We start from the raw sequence: 17,151 nt of genomic DNA, 5'->3' as shown, positions 1-17,151 counted from the left end.
TGGCCTCTGGGCGGCTCGGGATCAATCGAATCGTACAGCCACTGTCGGCACTGGCTTACGGCAGGTAGGTGACAATCGGACTACGTTGAGCTGACATGGCGGGAGAACGATCATGGTCGAGATCGAGATGATGCCCGAGCCAAATGGCACCTGGATCATGGTCTGCCCGTGCGGACAGGCCGAACGCCGCGGGCTCGGCCTGAGGGCGTGGCGGAAATTCAAACCGACAATACTGCCGAATCATCGGTATCGGGTCTGCTGCACGGCCTGCGGCCGCTGCATGGAACACCGGCTGATCTACGGGATTACACGCTCCACCAAGTAGGCCCCCTCCTGATTCGACCGGTTGACCCGCGTCGACACTGGCCAGGCCGCCAATGCCTCGGCCTCCAGATGGTTTAGGGCAGCGCGGATGGCTTCACGTTCGGTGAGTACGGGATCCAGCCATGCCTCGAGGCTCTGGTCATCCAGCACCAGCGGCATGCGGTCGTAGATCTCCCTGGCGATGTCATCAAGCGCTTCGCCACCGGCGTCAGTCTGCACCTGATTTTCGATATTAGCCGTAACCGTATCAATGCGATCATCCAGGTGACGGAGATCCTCGGCAAGACCGGCCAGCAGCATATGGAAGGCATCAGTCAGCCCATTCTCGGCATCTTCCAGCCAACCGGGCACGCAGCCCGAAGCTTGCCGATACCGACGGGCGCCAATATCCCGTATTCGCCGACCAGGCCGCGGATTTGATTGGCCTTGGCCGTCCGTTGATGAACCAGCTCTTCACGGATCCGATATGCCGCCTGGACATCCTGCTGATCTACCGTCTTGACCGCCACGAAGCGCATGTTCGGCCGGCTCATGGCTTCATAAATGGCTTCGGCATCGACACGGTCATTCTTGTTGCTCTTGACGTAGGGCTTGACGAACTGGGCAGCAATCAGCTTGACGGTGATAGCCGCGCGCCTGCAGCTCACGCGCCCAGTGGTGGGCGGAGGCACACGCCTCCATGCCGATCTCGGCACCGACAGGGACGCGATTGGCAATGGCATCCAGCCACTTGTCCCGTGAGTACTTGCCACGCCACTTCACCTGGTCATGGCGATCCACGCCGTGGCGTGAAAAACTGACTTTTCGATATCGACGCCGACCCGACTAATGTTCATGGGGAGTTCTCATCACTCTCAAGCTGGTCAGTGATGCACTCACCCACCAGTGTGGCCCAACGACGCCGGGGTAGGGTGGGGAGGACTCCATCCCATTGCTTACCGCAGTTGGCGGGTCAGGTGATCAAACAATGCTCGCTAGCGGTGATAGGGAAGGTGTCGGCGCAGTCTTCAAGGATTCAGAATAATCACACCACTTAACGAGCCAGTAGATTATAAAAAATTCCAAAGCTCTAGATTTAAGAACTTTCAGAAAGGCTGATATTCAACAGGTCATAATCCTTGTTAGCTAAGCCAAATTGTTGAGAGGTATTCGGCCAAGGTCGAAGCAAATTTGCTTAGAGCACCACTTTTCGAGATGTGCCGACTCTCAATCTGAACCCCTATAATTTTAACTGCATCCACCTGTACCTTTTGAAACATCATGCATGTTCCTACAGGCAGTACTTCGTTTCCGGGCAATGCTGGGTAAGCAAGCACCACTAAATTACAATTGGCCGCTTTGGAAAAGGCTAAAGACTCGTATATATCTGCCTCAGAAATACGAAGCTGACCCTTCTCTACGTGCCCCTTATATTTAGCGTCTAAGAGCATCCTTGGCCTTGTGCCTTCAGCTTCGATTACGCAGTCGGGGAACACCGATAGGCTGCTTGATACCCCTGTGCTCACCTTGGTCTTGCTACCTAGCACGAATCCCTTTTGAGGCACTACCGCAGAGCGTCCAATTCCTAGCCGTAAGGCTACTGTCAATAAATCTTCCCACACCCGCCAGGTTACCACTAAATAGCCTGGAGCATGGGCTTGACCCTGTTTGTAATTGAGGCCTAATCCGCCGAGAACGTCCAAGGAGAGTTCGTGCAAAGGTGTCCAAGACCTATGCCTAGCTGGGATAGGTTTTCGCCGTCTAGCAGGTGCATTTTGTGGCGAAAGATCTTCTATGAGTCGCACTAAAGACCTAGCAACCAAAGGATCGCGCACCTCAGGCAACAGCTCTTTAGCTGCTGCGAGGATATCTGCATTCCATATATTACGACGATCAAATCGGACAAGATCCTGCACGAAGCCATCAGGGGAGGGAAAGATCAGATCTAAGGGGTCGGGGTCCCCGTCGATGAAGAAGTCTGCCTCCCGGACCCTTCGATAGCTACGTAATGGCCGACGTTTGCGAGCCTCGTACATACTCGTCATGGATCGAGCCACCAAAGTGGGGAGGTCCCGTGGCGTACCACCAGAGGCTAACAGCTTCTCCGACGCCAAGAGCTGTCCGTGTCGGGAAAGCGTAGAGAGGAAGAAGAAATCTTCTCGCCAGGCAGAATCCCTATCATCGAGGCCTAGGAACTTTGGTGCAACTTCCAGTTCGAGCGATGGAGCCAATCGAATGAGACCCGCAAAGTCGATCGCCCGCACTCCTTTGCCGTCGACACTAATGGGGTTATAGCTAAGCCCCAGACTTGTTGCAGCACGCCTTCCTGCTTCGATTAAAAGGTTGTTGGCCTTTGTTCGATCCAGCCCAACCATTGCAATAATATCATGGCTTAGGTCAATGCGTGCGCCGTACTCGACAAGCGATAAACGTGTTCGTTTGTTAGACATTCACTACTCCTTGGCAAAGGCCTTAAGAGCAGCATAGATATTATGTTCGTTAAAATTTACAGGTCCTTCCAATCTAAACCGGAGGTCGTCTGCAAAGGTCGTATCGGTGAGTTTAAAAGGGTTATAATGAGGACCATCCAAAGCATTAAGGGTAGCCGCAATGCCACGGGCGTCCCCAAAGAATACTTCTTCCACGTGTGCACGCACTTTAGCCCAGCCAACACAAAGTGTACTCAGAGTTTCAGATAGCTCCATAACTTGAGGCTTCACATCTGACATGAGTACACCATGACCAATCTGGAACTCTGGCCCACGACCTAAAGCAATTTGCTCATTGATAGCCAACCAAGCCCTAACAGAAGCCTCAAGGGCATCGCCAGTTGTAGCGGGGGCTTCAGGCAGGGGATTGGCGCTCCTAGCATGAAGACCATAGAAGTCCCTGAGAGCCTTTTCATTAGGCTCCAACCGCAAGGGCTCCCAACGTCTCAAAAAGGCTACATCCAATGGCTCTACCGAAGCATCTGCCTGGTTCATAGCAGCCAAGATATAGAGGTCATGTGGCAAGGCGTACTCGACTACTTCCCCACTTTCAGGATCAAGCATCTCAAAGTACTGAGTCTCGGTACGCTTACTCCCATCGGATGCCAGGCGTTTGTCGGATTCAATGGCCACGATAGCTCCACCGAAGACCTGTACAGCAGGCCCGCGGTTGATTTCATCAATAATTAGCAAGGCAGCTCCATCAGCCATTTTTGCGTGCTCGCTGGCTCTATACAGCGTGCCCTTGACCACGATGAAGTCCGGATCACCTGATGCCTTGTTTACCGCAGGAGTGATACCCGAGACGAAGTCGCGATTCTTCGAGTTCTGATGAAACACTGTGCGAAAGACCTTGCGATCCCTCTTGCTCGGAGCAGGGAGATCTTTATCGATATGTCCTGCAATAGGTGGAATCGGAATTTTCCCTACAGGGTTGTGTCGGGGCGGGCTGCCCGTGGGCACAATCCCAGAAGCAGTCTCAAACGCTAACGCAACCTCCGCTAGCAATTTTGACTTGCCTGTTCCTGGTGGCCCAGAGACCAGCACGTTTCGAGACCGGGCCAATAGCTTCAACGCTACCTTACACTCTTCACCTGCCATTACAGTATCTACCTGAGTTGGTGAAGTCTCGGAAACCAAGGGTAGCCTGGCTTGCAGGACGGATAGCATCAAGACAATCAAGAAGCTCCCGGGCAACGTCAGGATGCCAAACCCCAGGAGTACGAAGAGTGGTTTCTTCGGCGTAATACGGCCACACGGCTCCATCATCTAGCTGGATTAGTAACAATAAGACTCTATTGCCAAAACCAACATTCACGTTGCTCGCGTCAAAGCAGGGGTACTCATGAACCTTGGCTATTCGACCTTCTCCAGGCCGTGCAGAAGTGGGCGGCTCAAAGAAGGACTCTTTACTAACAACGTTATTCCCAGAGTCGCGCCAGAAGAACCTTCCCTTATAAATATCAATCACAACTGACTGACCATTTCTTCTACGCTTTTCCTGACTGCTTTGAGGAAACATTTTCTGGATCACAGGCAGCAGGACATCAAAAGAACGGAAACGAAAGTCTCGTGCCCCCCCACCACTATCTGAATCATTTGACTCAGCTTTAAGCTTACGCAAATCGCCCCTTACAAGTTCTTTGTAGAGGATACGCGCCACCGAACCCATCCCGTTAGCCATAAATTTTGGTTCCTTTATTTTCGATCTCTTTGCAACTCATTGCAATCTCAGAGGGCACATATGCCTTTGCTCCCAACGCGCGCGCTTCCTCAGCACGATGAATCCAGGTAGTGGTACGATCTTCTGTTCTTTTTGCCATGGCAGCCAAAGCGGTGTCACGAGTGATCGTGGATTTCTCCTCATTAAATATTTTCACCTGTCCCCGATCCATGATCGGAAAGTCTTGGAGCACTAATTCCATATCTTTCATATCTAGCCCATAAGCAACAGCTACCTCAGCATCAATTTCGCTCCGAAGCTGGGCCATACGCTCAAGGGTACGGCGAGTGACACCTGCTTCATCGAGCTTATGCAACTCGCGCGCGGAAGCCGCTAATTTTTTCCAAGGCAGACCGTCTTTTGTTAGCTTAGGCAAAGGGACGCTTTGCAATAAAAAATAGTTTACTGTGGTGGTGAGTACCCGCCTAAGCATCCAGTCAAAGACAAAGCTATTAGCAATGGCAGTCCAGACAAGAAGGCGTTCCTCGCTGGGATCCTCAGGAAATAAAATTGTAGGCACCTTATTCCCACAGACCACATTTGGCGGTATCAAAGAAGCCATGAGTGATCGCTCGTTAGTTTGCCCAGCGATGTCGCAAAACCCTACACGAAGCTCACTTGTTCGATGCTGGTTTTTTCGAGGCACATCAGAGGCGTGAATCCAGAATTGTGGCCTAAGCCGTGAGCCTCCTATGAGGTAGGTCTCCCACAGAGCACTGCGGCCTGCCCCAGAGACATAACCCTTCACACCAAAGCGATACGACTGCACCATTCGGCCTTCTACTAATGGCAAGGCACCAGGAGCAGGAAAGCCTAGAAACCTGGGTCGTTCCTTAGTCATATCAACTTCACGACAGAATTTAGGCATCCAGCAGTAACCAGATTTATCCCATGGAATACCCGCGATAGCGATCTTAGAGTAAAGCTTCCATTCTTCAATGCTGCGTACTTCAGGCAAGCTCAAGTCTTGCCTAACGGCACCTAGCTCAGCGCGGCCAATCATTGCATTACCGGTGATCTCCAAACCCTTGGACGTGCCGCGTTCATGTAGCAGCTGGATTGGCTCGCGCATCTCCTTTTTAGATCCAGACTTCACTATAGCTACGGCCAAGAATTTAAATCGTGAATCAATAGCAAAAAACTTGGCACGGTTGTCAATAATTGAAATTGAAACACTTTGGCTAGCTTCGAAGATTTTTTTACGTATCGACTTAGTCCCTTGGGAGCGGATCAGGCCACCAGGAAGGAGGACCGCCACTATGCCTTGTTTTTTACAAAGCTCGAAGAAGAGGTCTGTAAAGGCAATGTAAAGGTCGGGTTCTCCATTACTAAGATCTGGATAGCGAGAAAGTAGCCTACGCGAGTAGCTAGCTACCTGATTTCGCCGAATAGAATACTGCATTTCATCAAGTCCATTAATCTTTGTTCCGTAATGTCGCTGAGTCCCAGTGGACTTCAAGAACTCGTGCCGAGAGAGCTTTACCTTTTCCCAAGGAGGATTGCCAATTACGGCGTCAAATCCGTCAGGAGCCATTTTGGTCCAGATTTTGTGATCCGCCATGAGGCTGTCACCGCAATACCATCGGGCTCTCATTTTTTTGAGGGCTTCCAAGTCGTCGGTAAACGAAGCCAAGCTCAGCAGGGCAGCACGTAAAGAATTTATTGATAAGTCCGCAGCACACACCCCATGAGCAAGCCAGTAGCTAACCTTGGCACGGTCCAAGCCACAGACAGTGTGAGTTAAAGCAGCCAATAAGATTCCCGCTCCACTGGCGGCATCAATTACTTTGCACTTATAGTCCAGGTTCTGCGCAGCAAGCTGTGCCAAGCGTGTGGCAAGGCGAAAATCTGTATGATATGCCCCTGTACTTTTTCTGTCGTGCTCCTGCAAAGTTTCTCTTGCTAGGGCGCTCAAAGCCAAAGCTTGGTGAATGGATGATTGTTCGATAGCGCTTACTACAGGGGCAGCTAGTTCTAGCAGTTCGTTTGAAGGTTTCTTTCTCTCCACCCCAAAGGCCTTGTGAAAGGCATCTAGATCAAATCCGCCGAAGCGAGCCGAAGCTGCCTCCAAAACTTGCATTCGTAGCTCAAAGCGTGCCGATTCACTCTCATTAGCGACAGCTTCAGTTAAAGCTGCCTCAGCTAAAGCCAAGCACTCTAGTTCAAAAGGCCTAGGGGCACTCATGCGTAGTTTTCCACTATGAGGGGGTTAGCAGCCATGAAGTTTTTATTCTGAACAATTGATAGCCGGTCCACAGGCTTCTCTAATTCCACCAAAAACTCGCTTACATCCGAACCAGTTTTGCTGGCAGCCTTGTTGGGCCTATAGCGGCCAATCTCTCCCATGGGATGAATAGTGAAATCACTGATCTTCGAGAGCTCGGCTTTCATTTCCTCCATACAAATATGCCCTTCACTGCTATACGACAGCAAAATTTTTTGTGCCTCAAGATTACTTACCAGTTGCGATAGCGTTTTAAGGGCCCGGGTCTTATAGCAGAAATCTGAGGCTCGATCTTTCCAGGGCCGTAGGCCTGCAACACCTTCCACCCTTGGCTCATCGTCTAATGCTACTGTTTCAAGAATATGGTAATAACTAGCGTACTGACGCTTGGTATATGGGGGATCTAGGTAGACTAAGTCTTGGGGGCTATTATGCACATCGAACACATCACCCACTGTGGCCTGCACGCATACGCTTGTTGCTTTTAGCTCCCTACATCGCATAGCGATTTTCTCTTGGGACTGGCTGGTCCACTTGGAGAGGAAGCAGCCAAAAGTCCCTGCAATGTTGGCCACACGGTTCAAGGCACCAAAGAGATCTGCGATCAACAGTCTCTCTTCGATCTCATCAATAAGGTTCGCTTCTCTCCATCCTGAAATTAGAGTTCTCATGGCGTCGATCCGAGCCGCATTATCTTCGGTAAAGTACCTTCGTTCAATTCCACACAAATCAAATGAAGCAGGACTATACATGCTCCACATAGAGCCTCTGTTTGGCGTCGCTGCATTGAGTTTATCAATAGCTTTAGCGTAGCCACCAAGCTTATTAAAGGAGGCCTGTTCCTGGCTAATTAGTCGTGCCCCGGCAGAGATTACTGCTGATTGTAGATTATCGTTAATCCTTATGTTCCAGCCAAGCTTCGCGGCTGCCTCAGCCACCACACCTGTCCCGCATAAAGCATCTATAAAGAAAGCACCTTCCTTGGGGGGGCCAATGAAAGTGATGATCTTTTCGACAAGCCTAGACTTCGATCCAATATAGCGAAAACTCATACCTCTACTCCCTTATGAACTCCACGGTCACAATTTTATTTTTTGTGAACGTGGTACGTCGAAGCCTGGTGCCCACCGGTACGATACCCTTACATGCACAATAATTCATCAGCAGCACTTCGAACATGTTCACCATACTATGCTGCTCCTCGCCAGCGGCCTCTTTCAAGGCTTTCTTGAGGTCTGGTGAGGATCGCATGTTCAACATCTCGGCCTTGATGTCAATGAATTGCATGATGGTGCCCTGCATGTGACCGCACAGGAATCTAGTGTACGGACATACAGGGGTTTCTGAAAACCCTTTCGGGGAGGGCCGTCATCCACCATGTGGCATAGACCGGGTCCGCAGTGACTACTCGTGGCTCTGTGGCTTCGGCATCATTTAATCCCGACTAATTCATGAAGGCAGCCTGAAAACGAAGATGGCGAGTAGTTTTCTTTTGTAGAATCAAACTGTTCCTGCCAGAGCACGATTCAAGAGGACCACTCGCCATGGGTGAAACCCTAATGACCTGGTCGCCTTCCTGCAATAGCCCTGTCCGTGACGAGCTGAGCGGACGCCGCACCACCAGCGACAGCGGCGCATTGCTGCTGCGAGAAGCCCTCGATAAAAGCGGTAGGATCGAGGCGCTCGAAGTCAATCTTGTCGATTAACGCTACCCCCTGCGTATCCGCCACTCGCTGGCCCGTCAGCTTCGAACATTGGTCTTGCAGCGGTCGATTGGCTGGATCGGCCTGAGTGACACCCAATCTTTGCGGCGTGATCCACTCTAGCGACTAGCCGGCAGCGATGCGCGCGAAATAACGCCGCTGGTCCAGGATCGTCCGTCGCCCTCCACGCTGTCTCGGTTGCTGCCCTACCTAGGGCACGATGACAACCTCGATACCGTGCATGAGGACCTGATTTGGTTGGCAATCTGGCGGTTGAGCTCGCCGAACGGTGGCGAACGGCCAGAGAGCCTGACGCTGGACATCGACGGTCTGCCGATCGAGGAGCATGGCCACCATGGGGGCTCAGCCAACCACGGCCATGTCGGCGCCCGCATCTACTAACCACTGATCGCCTCTCTAGCCGAGACCGGCGATATGGTGGGCGGTCTGCTACGCGAGGGCAATGCCGGCCCGGCCGAGAACGCCGACACCTGTATTCCGCACCTGGTGCGACGGCTCAACGAAGGCACCGGTGCCGAGGTTCGCGTGCGCATCGATGCTGGCTTCACCGACAACGCCACCCTGGAAGCCCTGGAAGACAGCGGCATCGAATACCTGGGGCGCCTGCGCAACCACGCGGGTCTGCAAAAGCTGGCAGCACCGTACCTGAAGGGCCAACCGGGCCGCCCGCCGGACCAGCCGCAGGTATGGTGCCACAACCTGACCTATCAGGCGGGCTCATGGCCAACACCGCAGCGTGTGGTGTTGGTCGTACAGGAACGTCCGGATGACCTGCTGCTGCATGCCTTTTTCCTGGACACCCATCTCGGTAAGGCCGACTGGCCATCGGAGAAGGTCTTGGAGCTATACCGCAAGCGCGGCAGAGCCGAAGCCCACATGGGCTAGGTGAAGTCGGCGCTCGATGTGTACCTTTTCTCGTCGGATCGCGGCGACTCTACCGTCCAGGACGTGATGGCTCTCAACGTGGTGAGCCTGCTGCTTCGCCTCTACGCCTATCAGATCCTGCATGGCCTTCGCTGCCTCCTGGAGAGGCAAACCCGACAAGATTGGATCCTCAGCCGGATACGCGAGCAGGTATTCAAGGTTGCCGCCACGCTGCCACTGCACGCAAGGCGCATCATCGTTCACCACGGCGCTGCCGTCGATACGTGGTGGCCGACGTTGCTGAAGGGGCTGTCGAGACAAATCGCCCTGAGCTGACACTCGGTAAGACCACCACAGCACCAAGAATAGAGCGACCGCAGTGGCGGCGGACGATCACGGCTGCTTTAACGGCGGCGATTGATTCCTTAACGTTATAGACAGACGGCAGAAGAGCAACATTTGGGCATGACCCGGCGGGCCTTCACGGCGTAGATATCGATCCTGATGAGAAAAGCCAACGGCCAGCCACTTCAAGCCGCCCGATCAGGGCCCTCGTGAATGAGGCGGGATAACCCTAGCGCCGCCACTCCCACGGCCTCTGCTGCAGCCCCGGCTGTGCCCACACGCCCTGCCCTGCCTGCCGCGCCATCCGCTCTGCATGCGAGTAACGCCGCTCGCTGCAGTACTGCGGGTAGACCACCGCTTCCCCCGCCTCGACCAGGGCCAGGTTGAGGCTGCGATGGCCGTCGAACAGCTCACCGATCACACGGCCATAGCGGTCACGGTCATGGGTGACGATGCTGACCTGGGCCGGTGTGATGCGTCGCAGGTAGTCGCGGCTCTGACGGCCCCATGGCTCCTGATCCATCTCCGGGGCGTCGATGCAGTACAGCCGCACCCGCTCGCGCTGTCCGCTGCAGTTCACGGTGACGGTATCACCGTCGTAGATATTGAGTACGCGGCACACCTCCCCTCTTTGCCCACTGGCTGACTGGCCCGGCCAGCCGAACCCGCCGATGCCGGTCCACATCCAGGGCAGGAATAACGCCACCATTGCCATCAGCCAGAACAGCGACATCCGGTTGTGGCGCGCTTTGCGGATTAGCCGGCTCAGCCCACGACTCACCTCCCGCCAGGCCAGGGAGGCGACCACTCTCGATATTACTTGCGTTATTTTCATCTTCCCTACCTATGACGAGAAATCCTGTCATGTTCGTGCAGCCAGGGGCGGATCTCTGCGGGTATCACGCTGCCGGTTGCCTGGTTCAGCTCGATGGCAGGTACCGGCTCATCCGGGGCATGGCGCACCTGCACGGTCAGCAGCAGGTCGCGCAGCGCGCGATGCCCCCAGGCCTCTAGGACCTCGGGGCTGGCGTAGGTCAGGCTCACGGTGTCGCCGCTGACAGAAACGGTAGGGGCCTGCGGGGCAATGCCGCGGGCGGTGAGGCTGCCGATCAGGTAGGTCTCGCCCATGGCCTGCATCTCCACCAGGGCGGCGCTGAGCGCCGCCGGGGAGGTGTGGGGCGTGTTGATGTGGCGGGTAGTAGTGGCCAGCGCTTCCTGTTTCACGGCCACGGCACTGTCGGCGTACCAGCCGCAGTCGCCGGTGCGGCAGACGCTTTGCGGCCCCGCCGGTGTGTCGATCAGAAAGCCGCTCGCCTGCCAGGGGCCGATGATCGGGTAGTCGCCGCTGACATCGGCATGGGTGAGGTTGTCGCGCCCCTCGAGGCGCAGCATCCAGCGGTTGGTACCTTTCTCGGCGTCGTAGCGGGCACGCGCGGCACCGATGTCGCCGATGGCAGCGGCGATCACGCTGCCGGTGCCGGGTTTGGCCTGGGCCATGCCCAGCAGCGGAATCGTCGCCGCCCCCAGCAGTGCCGCGAAGATCAGTTCTCCCCAGCCCATCGCCCGCATACGGAAGCGCTCGTTGCCGGGCAGCACGCATCGCCACCGCGCCGGCCAGAACCACTCCACCCCGGCCGGCGTCATCATGTCGGCCACCGGATGCGAGGCATACCCGGCGACCAGGGCCAGCCAGATCCCGTGCGGCAGGAGCGGCCACAGCAGCAGCGCCAGGGCCACGCACACCAGCAGGGAGTGGGTCAGGGTGCGGTGGCCGAAGCGGTACTCCAGCGGCTCGGAGAGCCACGGAAACAGCCGCCCGACGACGCCGTGACGCATGTCGAGATCGGGCAGCAGCGCGGCGGCGGCGGCCAACCAGGCCTCGGGCAGTGTCGGCGCGTGACCCACGCTCAGGCTCACGGCGATGAACGCCGCCTGACCTGCGATTAGATGCGTGGGTGCCAGCATCAGCGCCGGCTCCGCATCTGGAAGAAGAAGAACCGCAGGCCCATGAAGATCGCGGTGGCCACGCCGGAGAGCACGAGCATCTCGGTGTCGCCCAGGCCGCGGCTGATGTAGCGGCCGGCAATGGCGATCACCAGCAGCACCACCACCAGCGGGGTCATGTCGACGTACTGCAGCGCTGCGCTGTGGTAGAGGCTGCGCGCCTTGGCCGGGGTGATCTCGCGTTCCTTGCCGGCCTCCTCGAGCATGCCGCGGATCGCCGCCGGCACGCCGCCACTGGCCTGGGCGATGTGGCGCAGGAAGCGGTCGCGGGTGGCCTCGTCGGCGAAGCGCAGCGGGTTGTCGGCGATCCAGCGTTCGGCCAGGGTGCGGCTCTCCTCCAGCGGCAGCGGCTTGAGCTCCACCTGTGCCTGGAAGCGCCACAGCAGCCGGTCGATGCGCACCCGGCGGTTGCTGTCGTCCATGCAGGCGACCACCTGGGCGCAGTCGAGGATCACCGCGAACAGCTCGGCCTGGCTAGGCGGCACCTCCAGGGTCTCCAGCAGCACCAGGAAGCGTCGTCGTCGCAGGCTGTTCTCCAGCAGCGCCACTGTGTCGGTCACCGGCAGCCGACGTAGCGGGCGCACCAGATCGTTCCACGGCAGGCTGCCCTCGCGCCGGGCGCGGGCCAGGGTCCTCGGTGGCAGAAGCGCCTCGGGCACCGCCAGGCCGCAGCGTTCGTGGATCTGCCGGGCCAGTTCGAGCAACGATGACTTGGTGGTGCCGGCGGGCACGAACACCACCGGGGGCTCGCTATCTGCCAGCTGGCCACGCAGGTGGCGCAGGAAAGCTGACTTGCCGATGCCGGCGCGGCCATGGATCAGCACATTGGCGCCGCGCCGGATCGCCGTCAGGGCCGCATCCGATTCGCGTGATCGGCCAACAAATCCCGTAACGTCGTCCACTGGCCACCTCCGAACTCGCGTGCGATGCGCTCGCGCAGGGCGTCACCTCGGCGGTGACGCTCGGCGTAGGCCAGGTCGGCCTGCTCCATGGCCTCGGCCACCGGCCACAGGGTGTCCGGCTCGGCGATGCCCTCCTCGACCTGGCGCTGCTGGTACTCCAGCCGATCGCGTCGGAAGTCACGCATGCGCTCGGCCTCGTGACGCTCGAACATCAACGCCTCCAGCTCCGCCACGCTGGCCAGGAAGCCGGTGAGCACGCCATCCCGGGAAAGCATCCAGCCACTGCGCGCCTCGGCGGAGCGCAGTTCATGGCTGCGGTCGAACAGCGGAATCGACACCCGGATACCGGCGTTGGGTCCGGCGGCGCCGCCCTCGGCGGTGCCGCGCTGCGTCCAGCCCAGTGTGATGTCGCTCGACCAGTCGCGTTGCCGCGTCGTCTCGCGGTACTGCGCCTGCTGGGCCTGCAGCACCGGGTGGGCGCGCTGGACCAGGGCGATGGCGTCATCGAGCGGTGCGGCCAGCACGGCACTCGGGGCGCACAGGGTGACGGCGGCGGCCAGCGCCGCGCACCGGATCATCCGAACAGCTCCCGTTGCACCGGCATCATGCTCACCAGCACCAGGGAGGACTGCTGCAGGACCAGCAGCTCCTTCACCTGGGCCAGGGCATCGTGGTCCATGCCCTCGGCCTCGAGGACGATCTGCAGCTTGCCTTCGTCGGTGGTGGTGATCTTCTTAACCTTGGTGGTCAGGTCTTCGACCCGGGCGTCGACCGGGAGCGTCTGGCCGTCGGCGCTGATGTGGATCATGGCGGCGTCGCCACGGGCGGCATCGGGGGTGGTGTGGGTGGTCATGGTGTCATCCTCTCGGCTTCGCGGGCGCCCAGTCGCTCGGGGCGCGGGGCGGGATAATCCGCCGGGTCACCCGGCGGTGTGGGGGGGACGGCGCTTGACGCCGACCCCAGATAGTCTTCGATGACGGCTCGCGCCTGCTCCCAGCCGTGGCAGATCTCGGCGCGATAGCCCTGCCGGATCAGCGCGGCGATCCAGCAACGCTGAGCCTCCGACGGGCTGCCGGTGCGGGTCTTCATCTCGATGTACAGGCCGTGGAACGCACCGCTCGCCACCGGCAGGCAGATGTCCGGTACGCCGGTCTTCACGCCCTCGGCGCGCAGCTTCTGCGCCTCCACCGAGTAGCGCACCCGGCGGCCGCGCTTGTCGGTGCGTTCCTTGGCGGGTCGCATGCCGCCATTGGGAATCGCGTAGAGCAACTCGAGCACCGGCCAGCGTCCGACGGCGTACTCGGCCCACTTGAACAGCGCAACCTGCTCCTGGTGCTCGCTGACCGTCATGGCTGCTTCCTCCTCACCTGGCCCTTGAGATCGTCCAGCACCCGGCGGGCCTGCTCGGCATCGGCGCGGCGCGGCGGCGGCAGCCGGTGCACCCGCGACTGCGGCAGGCACTGCTGGCGGTACAACTCGCGCAGCTCGGCTACGGTCGGAAAGCGCTGCCCGACCGCCACATGGGTTTTCACGGCCGCCAGGAACGCGTCGTCCTCCAGGGGATGGAGCTGATCCCAGTAGACCGCCAGTCGCTCCCGGCACAGCTCAGTGCCATAGGCGGCTGACAGGTACGCCATGCCGGTCTGAAAGGTCGTGTTCTGCATGGGCCTGTCCTCCTCGAAACAGGGAATCCAGCGCGGCCAGGGTGCCGTTGATACGTTGCCCCTCGCCGTGGCGTGAGGCGCCATCCGCCGGCAGCGGTTCGATGTCGGGTTCCAGCTCGTCCTCCCACCCGCGGCGACGCAGCCAGGTCGCGGGGTACGGAATGAACCGGCCCCCCTCGCGGCGCCAGTCCGGCGAGGCTCGGGCCTGCGCCAGGGCGGCGAGGATCCGTTCCCGCAGCGCGGCATCGGGCTTCAGTGCCTGCCACGCCTTCCGCGCATCCGCCTTGCCTCGCCGCCGGGGATAGGCCTCCCAGAACTCCGCGAAGTCCCCCATCCGAGCAGCTTCGCTGCTCTCGCCGCTGGCCTGCGGTTTCGCCTCCGGATCACCGAGCAGATCGCAGGTGTCGTTCCCGCTCGCGCTCGGCGCAGCCGATGCGCAAGAGAGGGGTTTTATGTTCTCTGGTATGTTCTGGTATGTTCGGGCGGGTAAATCACCCGCCTTTTCGTGGTAAATCACCCGCCCTTTCGGGGGTGAATCACCCGCCCTTTCCGATGATTCAGCGGGCGATTCACCCGCCGTTTGTGGTAAATCACCCGCGGTTGAATCACCCGCCCTTTGCTGGCTTACCGCGGGTGGTTCACCCGCCGTTTGTGGCAAATCACCCGCGGTGGAATCACCCGCCCTTTCGGCATGATCGGTGGCAGCGCCCGAGTACAGCCGATAGCGCGAGGAGGAGGAGCGTCCGCCCCCGACCTCGACCGTCAGCCAGCCGAACTCCTCCAGGCGCCGGATCGTGCGCTGCACATCGCGCCGATCGATACCGGTCAACTCGGCCAGGGTCGACACCGCCGGCCAGCACGTGCGATCGACCCCCGCATGGGCATACAGCACGCCGAGCACGCGCAGATCCCTGGCGCCCAGTCGCCTGTCCGTGAAGGCCGACATCGGCATCCATGCGAAGGCCGGGGCAGTCATCAGGCCACCTCGGGATCGTCGGCAAGCAAGGCATGGGGCGGCATACCAACCGCCTGAGCGATGACCTTGAGCATGTCCACCGTCACCGGGCGCTTGCCCTGCTCGATACGGCTGATCATGCTCTGGTCGCAGCCGACCCGCTCTGCCAGTTCGATCTGGGTGAGGCCGGCCGCCTTGCGGGCTTTCCTGATATTCATCACCAATCCTCCGCACATTGGGTCATATCCGAAGTCATATAGTCATAATCGCAGACAAAAAAATGCGCCTCCTTCATAATGGGTGTCATCCATCCAACGACATGGCCAATCCATGGCAGTGGTATCTACGCGGTTCCGGGCTGCGCGGCACGCCAAGGGGCTGACCCAGCAAGAGCTCGCCCAGCGCACCGGCATTGAACAGAGTCATATCTCGCACGTCGAGAGAGGTACGCGCGGGCTGTCGCCCGAGCTGCTGAGGAAGGCCGCCGACGCCCTCGGGGTCACCATGGAGTACCTGGCCGGTGTCGACGTGGGCGACAGGACCGGAAAATATGGTGCCCAGTCCGAACCCGCTGGTGGTTCGCGTCAGGAGATCATGGGCAGCTACGCCACACCGGCTGGCTTGCGGGAGCTGGCCATGGACCAGTCGCTTGTCCAGGCACTGAATGTCCGCGAGGATGAATGGCATGCGTTGTCCTCCGTCGTGCTGCCTGGCGAGGCCACCAAGGATGGTTACGTGCAGTTGTTGTATACCCTCCGGGCGATCTGCAAATGACAGGTCGAGGGGGCTCTGATAGCGTACGGAGAATATGTAGTCTCTTTCAGATCCCGACCAGAGCTGCCTGATGGACCTCGGTGGAGGGCACGGCCCCACCTCAAACCTCGTACAGCGTGATATCTCTTGTATGGTGGTATGTATGGTGAGGCGTGATATTGGTAGTAACGTGTTGAAATGATTGGAGGGTTCGATTCCCTTCACCCGCTCCACGTATCCCAAATACTTTCCTTCATTTTCTACGTGGGTCCAGAACCTGTTCTGGCATGGGATCAATTGTCTGGTTACGCCCATGGCTCTCTTCCTGCTTGTCTTCATTGTCTGTCTGCTGATATTCGGCGGCATGGTAGGCCTGCTGCTGCTATCCAGTACACCCCGCTACCGCACCGAGCCCACCCAGTTGCTCGAGCTGATCGATCGCGCCCTGCAGAGCCAGGTCAGCGAAACCGAGTGGAACGCCATCATCGGCTATCCCATCCGACACGACGATACCCTTGATGACATCCGACGCCGAGCCCAGCGGCTGGTAGACGATCACGGAAACCATGGCCGCGTCACTCGCGGCAAGCCTTTGCTCGACGCCACCGGCCAGGAAGAGCTTACTGCCCTGCGTGATCACCTGTCCCGACATCTGGCCATCAAGGAACGCCAACAAAACGTCAAATGACCGAAATCCTTAGGTCGAGTCAGGCGCTTTCACGTTGCCTTATCCTTATAGAGTGAAGCAGGCCCCATCCTCAGGCCAGCAGTGCACGGACCACGATCAGCAAGGCAAAGCAAGCAAGGGCCAAGTGGTTCCAGACTGGCGACAGTGCCCGACACAACATTGATCGAGGAAGATCCAGCGCCAGCGGCCGAAGGAAGGCGGCGCCCAATGCCCAGACCCCCAGCAGCACGGCCGGCAAGCGCAACGTGAACGGCAGCCCCTGAATCAAGTTCGGCTGCAGCAGCAGCCAGATTGCCAGGACGCCGCCGACAAGCAGGGTCACGGCCTCGCTCCACCACCGCTGTCGAAGGGACATTGCAAGTCTCATCTCCGCTCTCCTTGTCAGTTCCCCTCAGTCAAGACGATTCCTGGCGATCTTGCGAGCTGCTCACGCTGCACCGCATTAACAGTTGTACACCATGCTCGACAGGCGCGGCTTTTTTTGCGGTCAAATGCCAATGCCTTATAGGAATC

General features: G+C 58.3%; 20 protein-coding genes and 1 pseudogene. 4 read left to right on the top strand and 17 right to left on the bottom strand.

Annotated features, from left to right (window positions below; translation table 11 throughout):
• Nucleotides 1-112 precede the first annotated feature (112 nt).
• Complete coding sequence (locus tag ACFODV_RS12985) at nt 113-325, top strand: hypothetical protein (protein WP_379760118.1); 213 nt, start codon at nt 113-115, stop codon at nt 323-325.
• Here ACFODV_RS12985 and ACFODV_RS12980 read toward each other — a convergent pair.
• The 7 genes from ACFODV_RS12980 to ACFODV_RS12950 form a co-directional block, all read right to left on the bottom strand.
• Nucleotides 298-675, bottom strand: a complete 378-nt coding sequence (locus ACFODV_RS12980) for an SOS response-associated peptidase family protein (RefSeq protein WP_379760116.1) — start codon at nt 673-675, stop codon at nt 298-300. The genes ACFODV_RS12985 and ACFODV_RS12980 overlap by 28 nt on opposite strands.
• Nucleotides 639-995, bottom strand: a complete 357-nt coding sequence (locus ACFODV_RS12975) for an IS110 family transposase (protein WP_379760114.1) — start codon at nt 993-995, stop codon at nt 639-641. The genes ACFODV_RS12980 and ACFODV_RS12975 overlap by 37 nt, the downstream gene beginning before the upstream one ends.
• Nucleotides 996-1,445: 450 nt before the next feature.
• Nucleotides 1,446-2,753 (bottom strand): 5-methylcytosine restriction system specificity protein McrC, encoded by a 1,308-nt coding sequence (locus ACFODV_RS12970; protein ID WP_379760112.1) that lies wholly within the window; start codon nt 2,751-2,753, stop codon nt 1,446-1,448.
• Nucleotides 2,754-2,756: 3 nt separating this feature from the next.
• Nucleotides 2,757-3,893: an AAA family ATPase gene (locus tag ACFODV_RS12965; RefSeq protein ID WP_379760110.1), complete on the bottom strand. Its 1,137-nt coding sequence runs from the start codon at nt 3,891-3,893 to the stop codon at nt 2,757-2,759.
• Nucleotides 3,883-4,476, bottom strand: a complete 594-nt coding sequence (locus ACFODV_RS12960; protein WP_379760108.1) for a hypothetical protein — start codon at nt 4,474-4,476, stop codon at nt 3,883-3,885. Before ACFODV_RS12960 ends, ACFODV_RS12965 begins: the two co-directional genes overlap by 11 nt.
• On the bottom strand, nt 4,469-6,700 hold the full coding sequence (locus tag ACFODV_RS12955; protein ID WP_379760106.1) for an Eco57I restriction-modification methylase domain-containing protein: 2,232 nt from the start codon (nt 6,698-6,700) through the stop codon (nt 4,469-4,471). Before ACFODV_RS12955 ends, ACFODV_RS12960 begins: the two co-directional genes overlap by 8 nt.
• Complete coding sequence (locus ACFODV_RS12950; RefSeq protein ID WP_379760104.1) at nt 6,697-7,791, bottom strand: DNA adenine methylase; 1,095 nt, start codon at nt 7,789-7,791, stop codon at nt 6,697-6,699. The genes ACFODV_RS12955 and ACFODV_RS12950 overlap by 4 nt, the downstream gene beginning before the upstream one ends.
• A 453-nt stretch (nt 7,792-8,244) precedes the next feature.
• On the opposite strand from ACFODV_RS12950, the pseudogene ACFODV_RS12945 reads away from it, so the two are divergent.
• A pseudogene (locus tag ACFODV_RS12945) lies at nt 8,245-9,663 on the top strand (IS1380 family transposase).
• Between the two features lie 238 nt (nt 9,664-9,901).
• On the opposite strand, the gene ACFODV_RS12940 reads toward ACFODV_RS12945, so the two are convergent.
• Genes ACFODV_RS12940 through ACFODV_RS12900 form a run of 9 tightly spaced genes read right to left on the bottom strand, consistent with a single transcriptional unit; the run spans nt 9,902 to nt 15,415 of the window.
• Complete coding sequence (locus ACFODV_RS12940) at nt 9,902-10,507, bottom strand: thermonuclease family protein (protein WP_379760102.1); 606 nt, start codon at nt 10,505-10,507, stop codon at nt 9,902-9,904.
• Nucleotides 10,508-10,512: 5 nt separating this feature from the next.
• The gene (locus tag ACFODV_RS12935; RefSeq protein ID WP_379760100.1) at nt 10,513-11,637 is read right to left on the bottom strand and encodes a metal-dependent hydrolase; all 1,125 of its coding nucleotides are present in this window, start codon (nt 11,635-11,637) and stop codon (nt 10,513-10,515) included.
• Complete coding sequence (locus tag ACFODV_RS12930) at nt 11,637-12,578, bottom strand: ATP-binding protein (protein ID WP_379760098.1); 942 nt, start codon at nt 12,576-12,578, stop codon at nt 11,637-11,639. The genes ACFODV_RS12935 and ACFODV_RS12930 overlap by 1 nt, the downstream gene beginning before the upstream one ends.
• Nucleotides 12,524-13,156 carry a hypothetical protein gene (locus ACFODV_RS12925; RefSeq protein ID WP_379760096.1) on the bottom strand — a complete coding sequence of 211 codons (633 nt, stop codon included), beginning with the start codon at nt 13,154-13,156 and terminating at the stop codon, nt 12,524-12,526. Before ACFODV_RS12925 ends, ACFODV_RS12930 begins: the two co-directional genes overlap by 55 nt.
• The gene (locus tag ACFODV_RS12920; protein ID WP_379760094.1) at nt 13,153-13,431 is read right to left on the bottom strand and encodes a hypothetical protein; all 279 of its coding nucleotides are present in this window, start codon (nt 13,429-13,431) and stop codon (nt 13,153-13,155) included. The genes ACFODV_RS12925 and ACFODV_RS12920 overlap by 4 nt, the downstream gene beginning before the upstream one ends.
• Nucleotides 13,428-13,928: a VRR-NUC domain-containing protein gene (locus tag ACFODV_RS12915; protein ID WP_379760092.1), complete on the bottom strand. Its 501-nt coding sequence runs from the start codon at nt 13,926-13,928 to the stop codon at nt 13,428-13,430. Before ACFODV_RS12915 ends, ACFODV_RS12920 begins: the two co-directional genes overlap by 4 nt.
• Nucleotides 13,925-14,242, bottom strand: coding sequence for a hypothetical protein (locus tag ACFODV_RS12910; RefSeq protein WP_379760090.1), 318 nt, complete (start codon nt 14,240-14,242; stop codon nt 13,925-13,927). The genes ACFODV_RS12915 and ACFODV_RS12910 overlap by 4 nt, the downstream gene beginning before the upstream one ends.
• Nucleotides 14,184-15,218, bottom strand: a complete 1,035-nt coding sequence (locus ACFODV_RS12905; protein ID WP_379760088.1) for a helix-turn-helix domain-containing protein — start codon at nt 15,216-15,218, stop codon at nt 14,184-14,186. Before ACFODV_RS12905 ends, ACFODV_RS12910 begins: the two co-directional genes overlap by 59 nt.
• Entirely contained in the window at nt 15,218-15,415 is a 198-nt protein-coding gene (locus ACFODV_RS12900; RefSeq protein ID WP_379760086.1) for a helix-turn-helix domain-containing protein, read from the bottom strand. Before ACFODV_RS12900 ends, ACFODV_RS12905 begins: the two co-directional genes overlap by 1 nt.
• A gap of 112 nt (nt 15,416-15,527) precedes the next feature.
• Between ACFODV_RS12900 and ACFODV_RS12895 the strand changes: the two genes are divergently transcribed.
• Together ACFODV_RS12895 and ACFODV_RS12890 are read left to right on the top strand one after the other, a co-directional pair.
• A complete protein-coding gene (locus tag ACFODV_RS12895) occupies nt 15,528-15,971 on the top strand; it encodes a helix-turn-helix domain-containing protein (protein WP_379760084.1) in 444 nt (147 codons plus the stop codon).
• Nucleotides 15,972-16,263: 292 nt separating this feature from the next.
• Nucleotides 16,264-16,638 carry a hypothetical protein gene (locus ACFODV_RS12890; protein ID WP_379760082.1) on the top strand — a complete coding sequence of 125 codons (375 nt, stop codon included), beginning with the start codon at nt 16,264-16,266 and terminating at the stop codon, nt 16,636-16,638.
• Between the two features lie 70 nt (nt 16,639-16,708).
• Here the strand turns inward: ACFODV_RS12890 and ACFODV_RS12885 are convergent, their stop codons facing one another.
• Nucleotides 16,709-17,005, bottom strand: a complete 297-nt coding sequence (locus tag ACFODV_RS12885; RefSeq protein WP_379760080.1) for a hypothetical protein — start codon at nt 17,003-17,005, stop codon at nt 16,709-16,711.
• Nucleotides 17,006-17,151: the final 146 nt, after the last annotated feature.

This window comes from Halomonas tibetensis (assembly GCF_042643535.1).
Taxonomy (GTDB): Bacteria; Pseudomonadota; Gammaproteobacteria; order Pseudomonadales; family Halomonadaceae; genus Halomonas; species Halomonas tibetensis.
The sequence above is the reverse complement of the archived record's forward strand: the minus strand, read 5'-3'. Positions and strand labels throughout refer to the sequence as shown.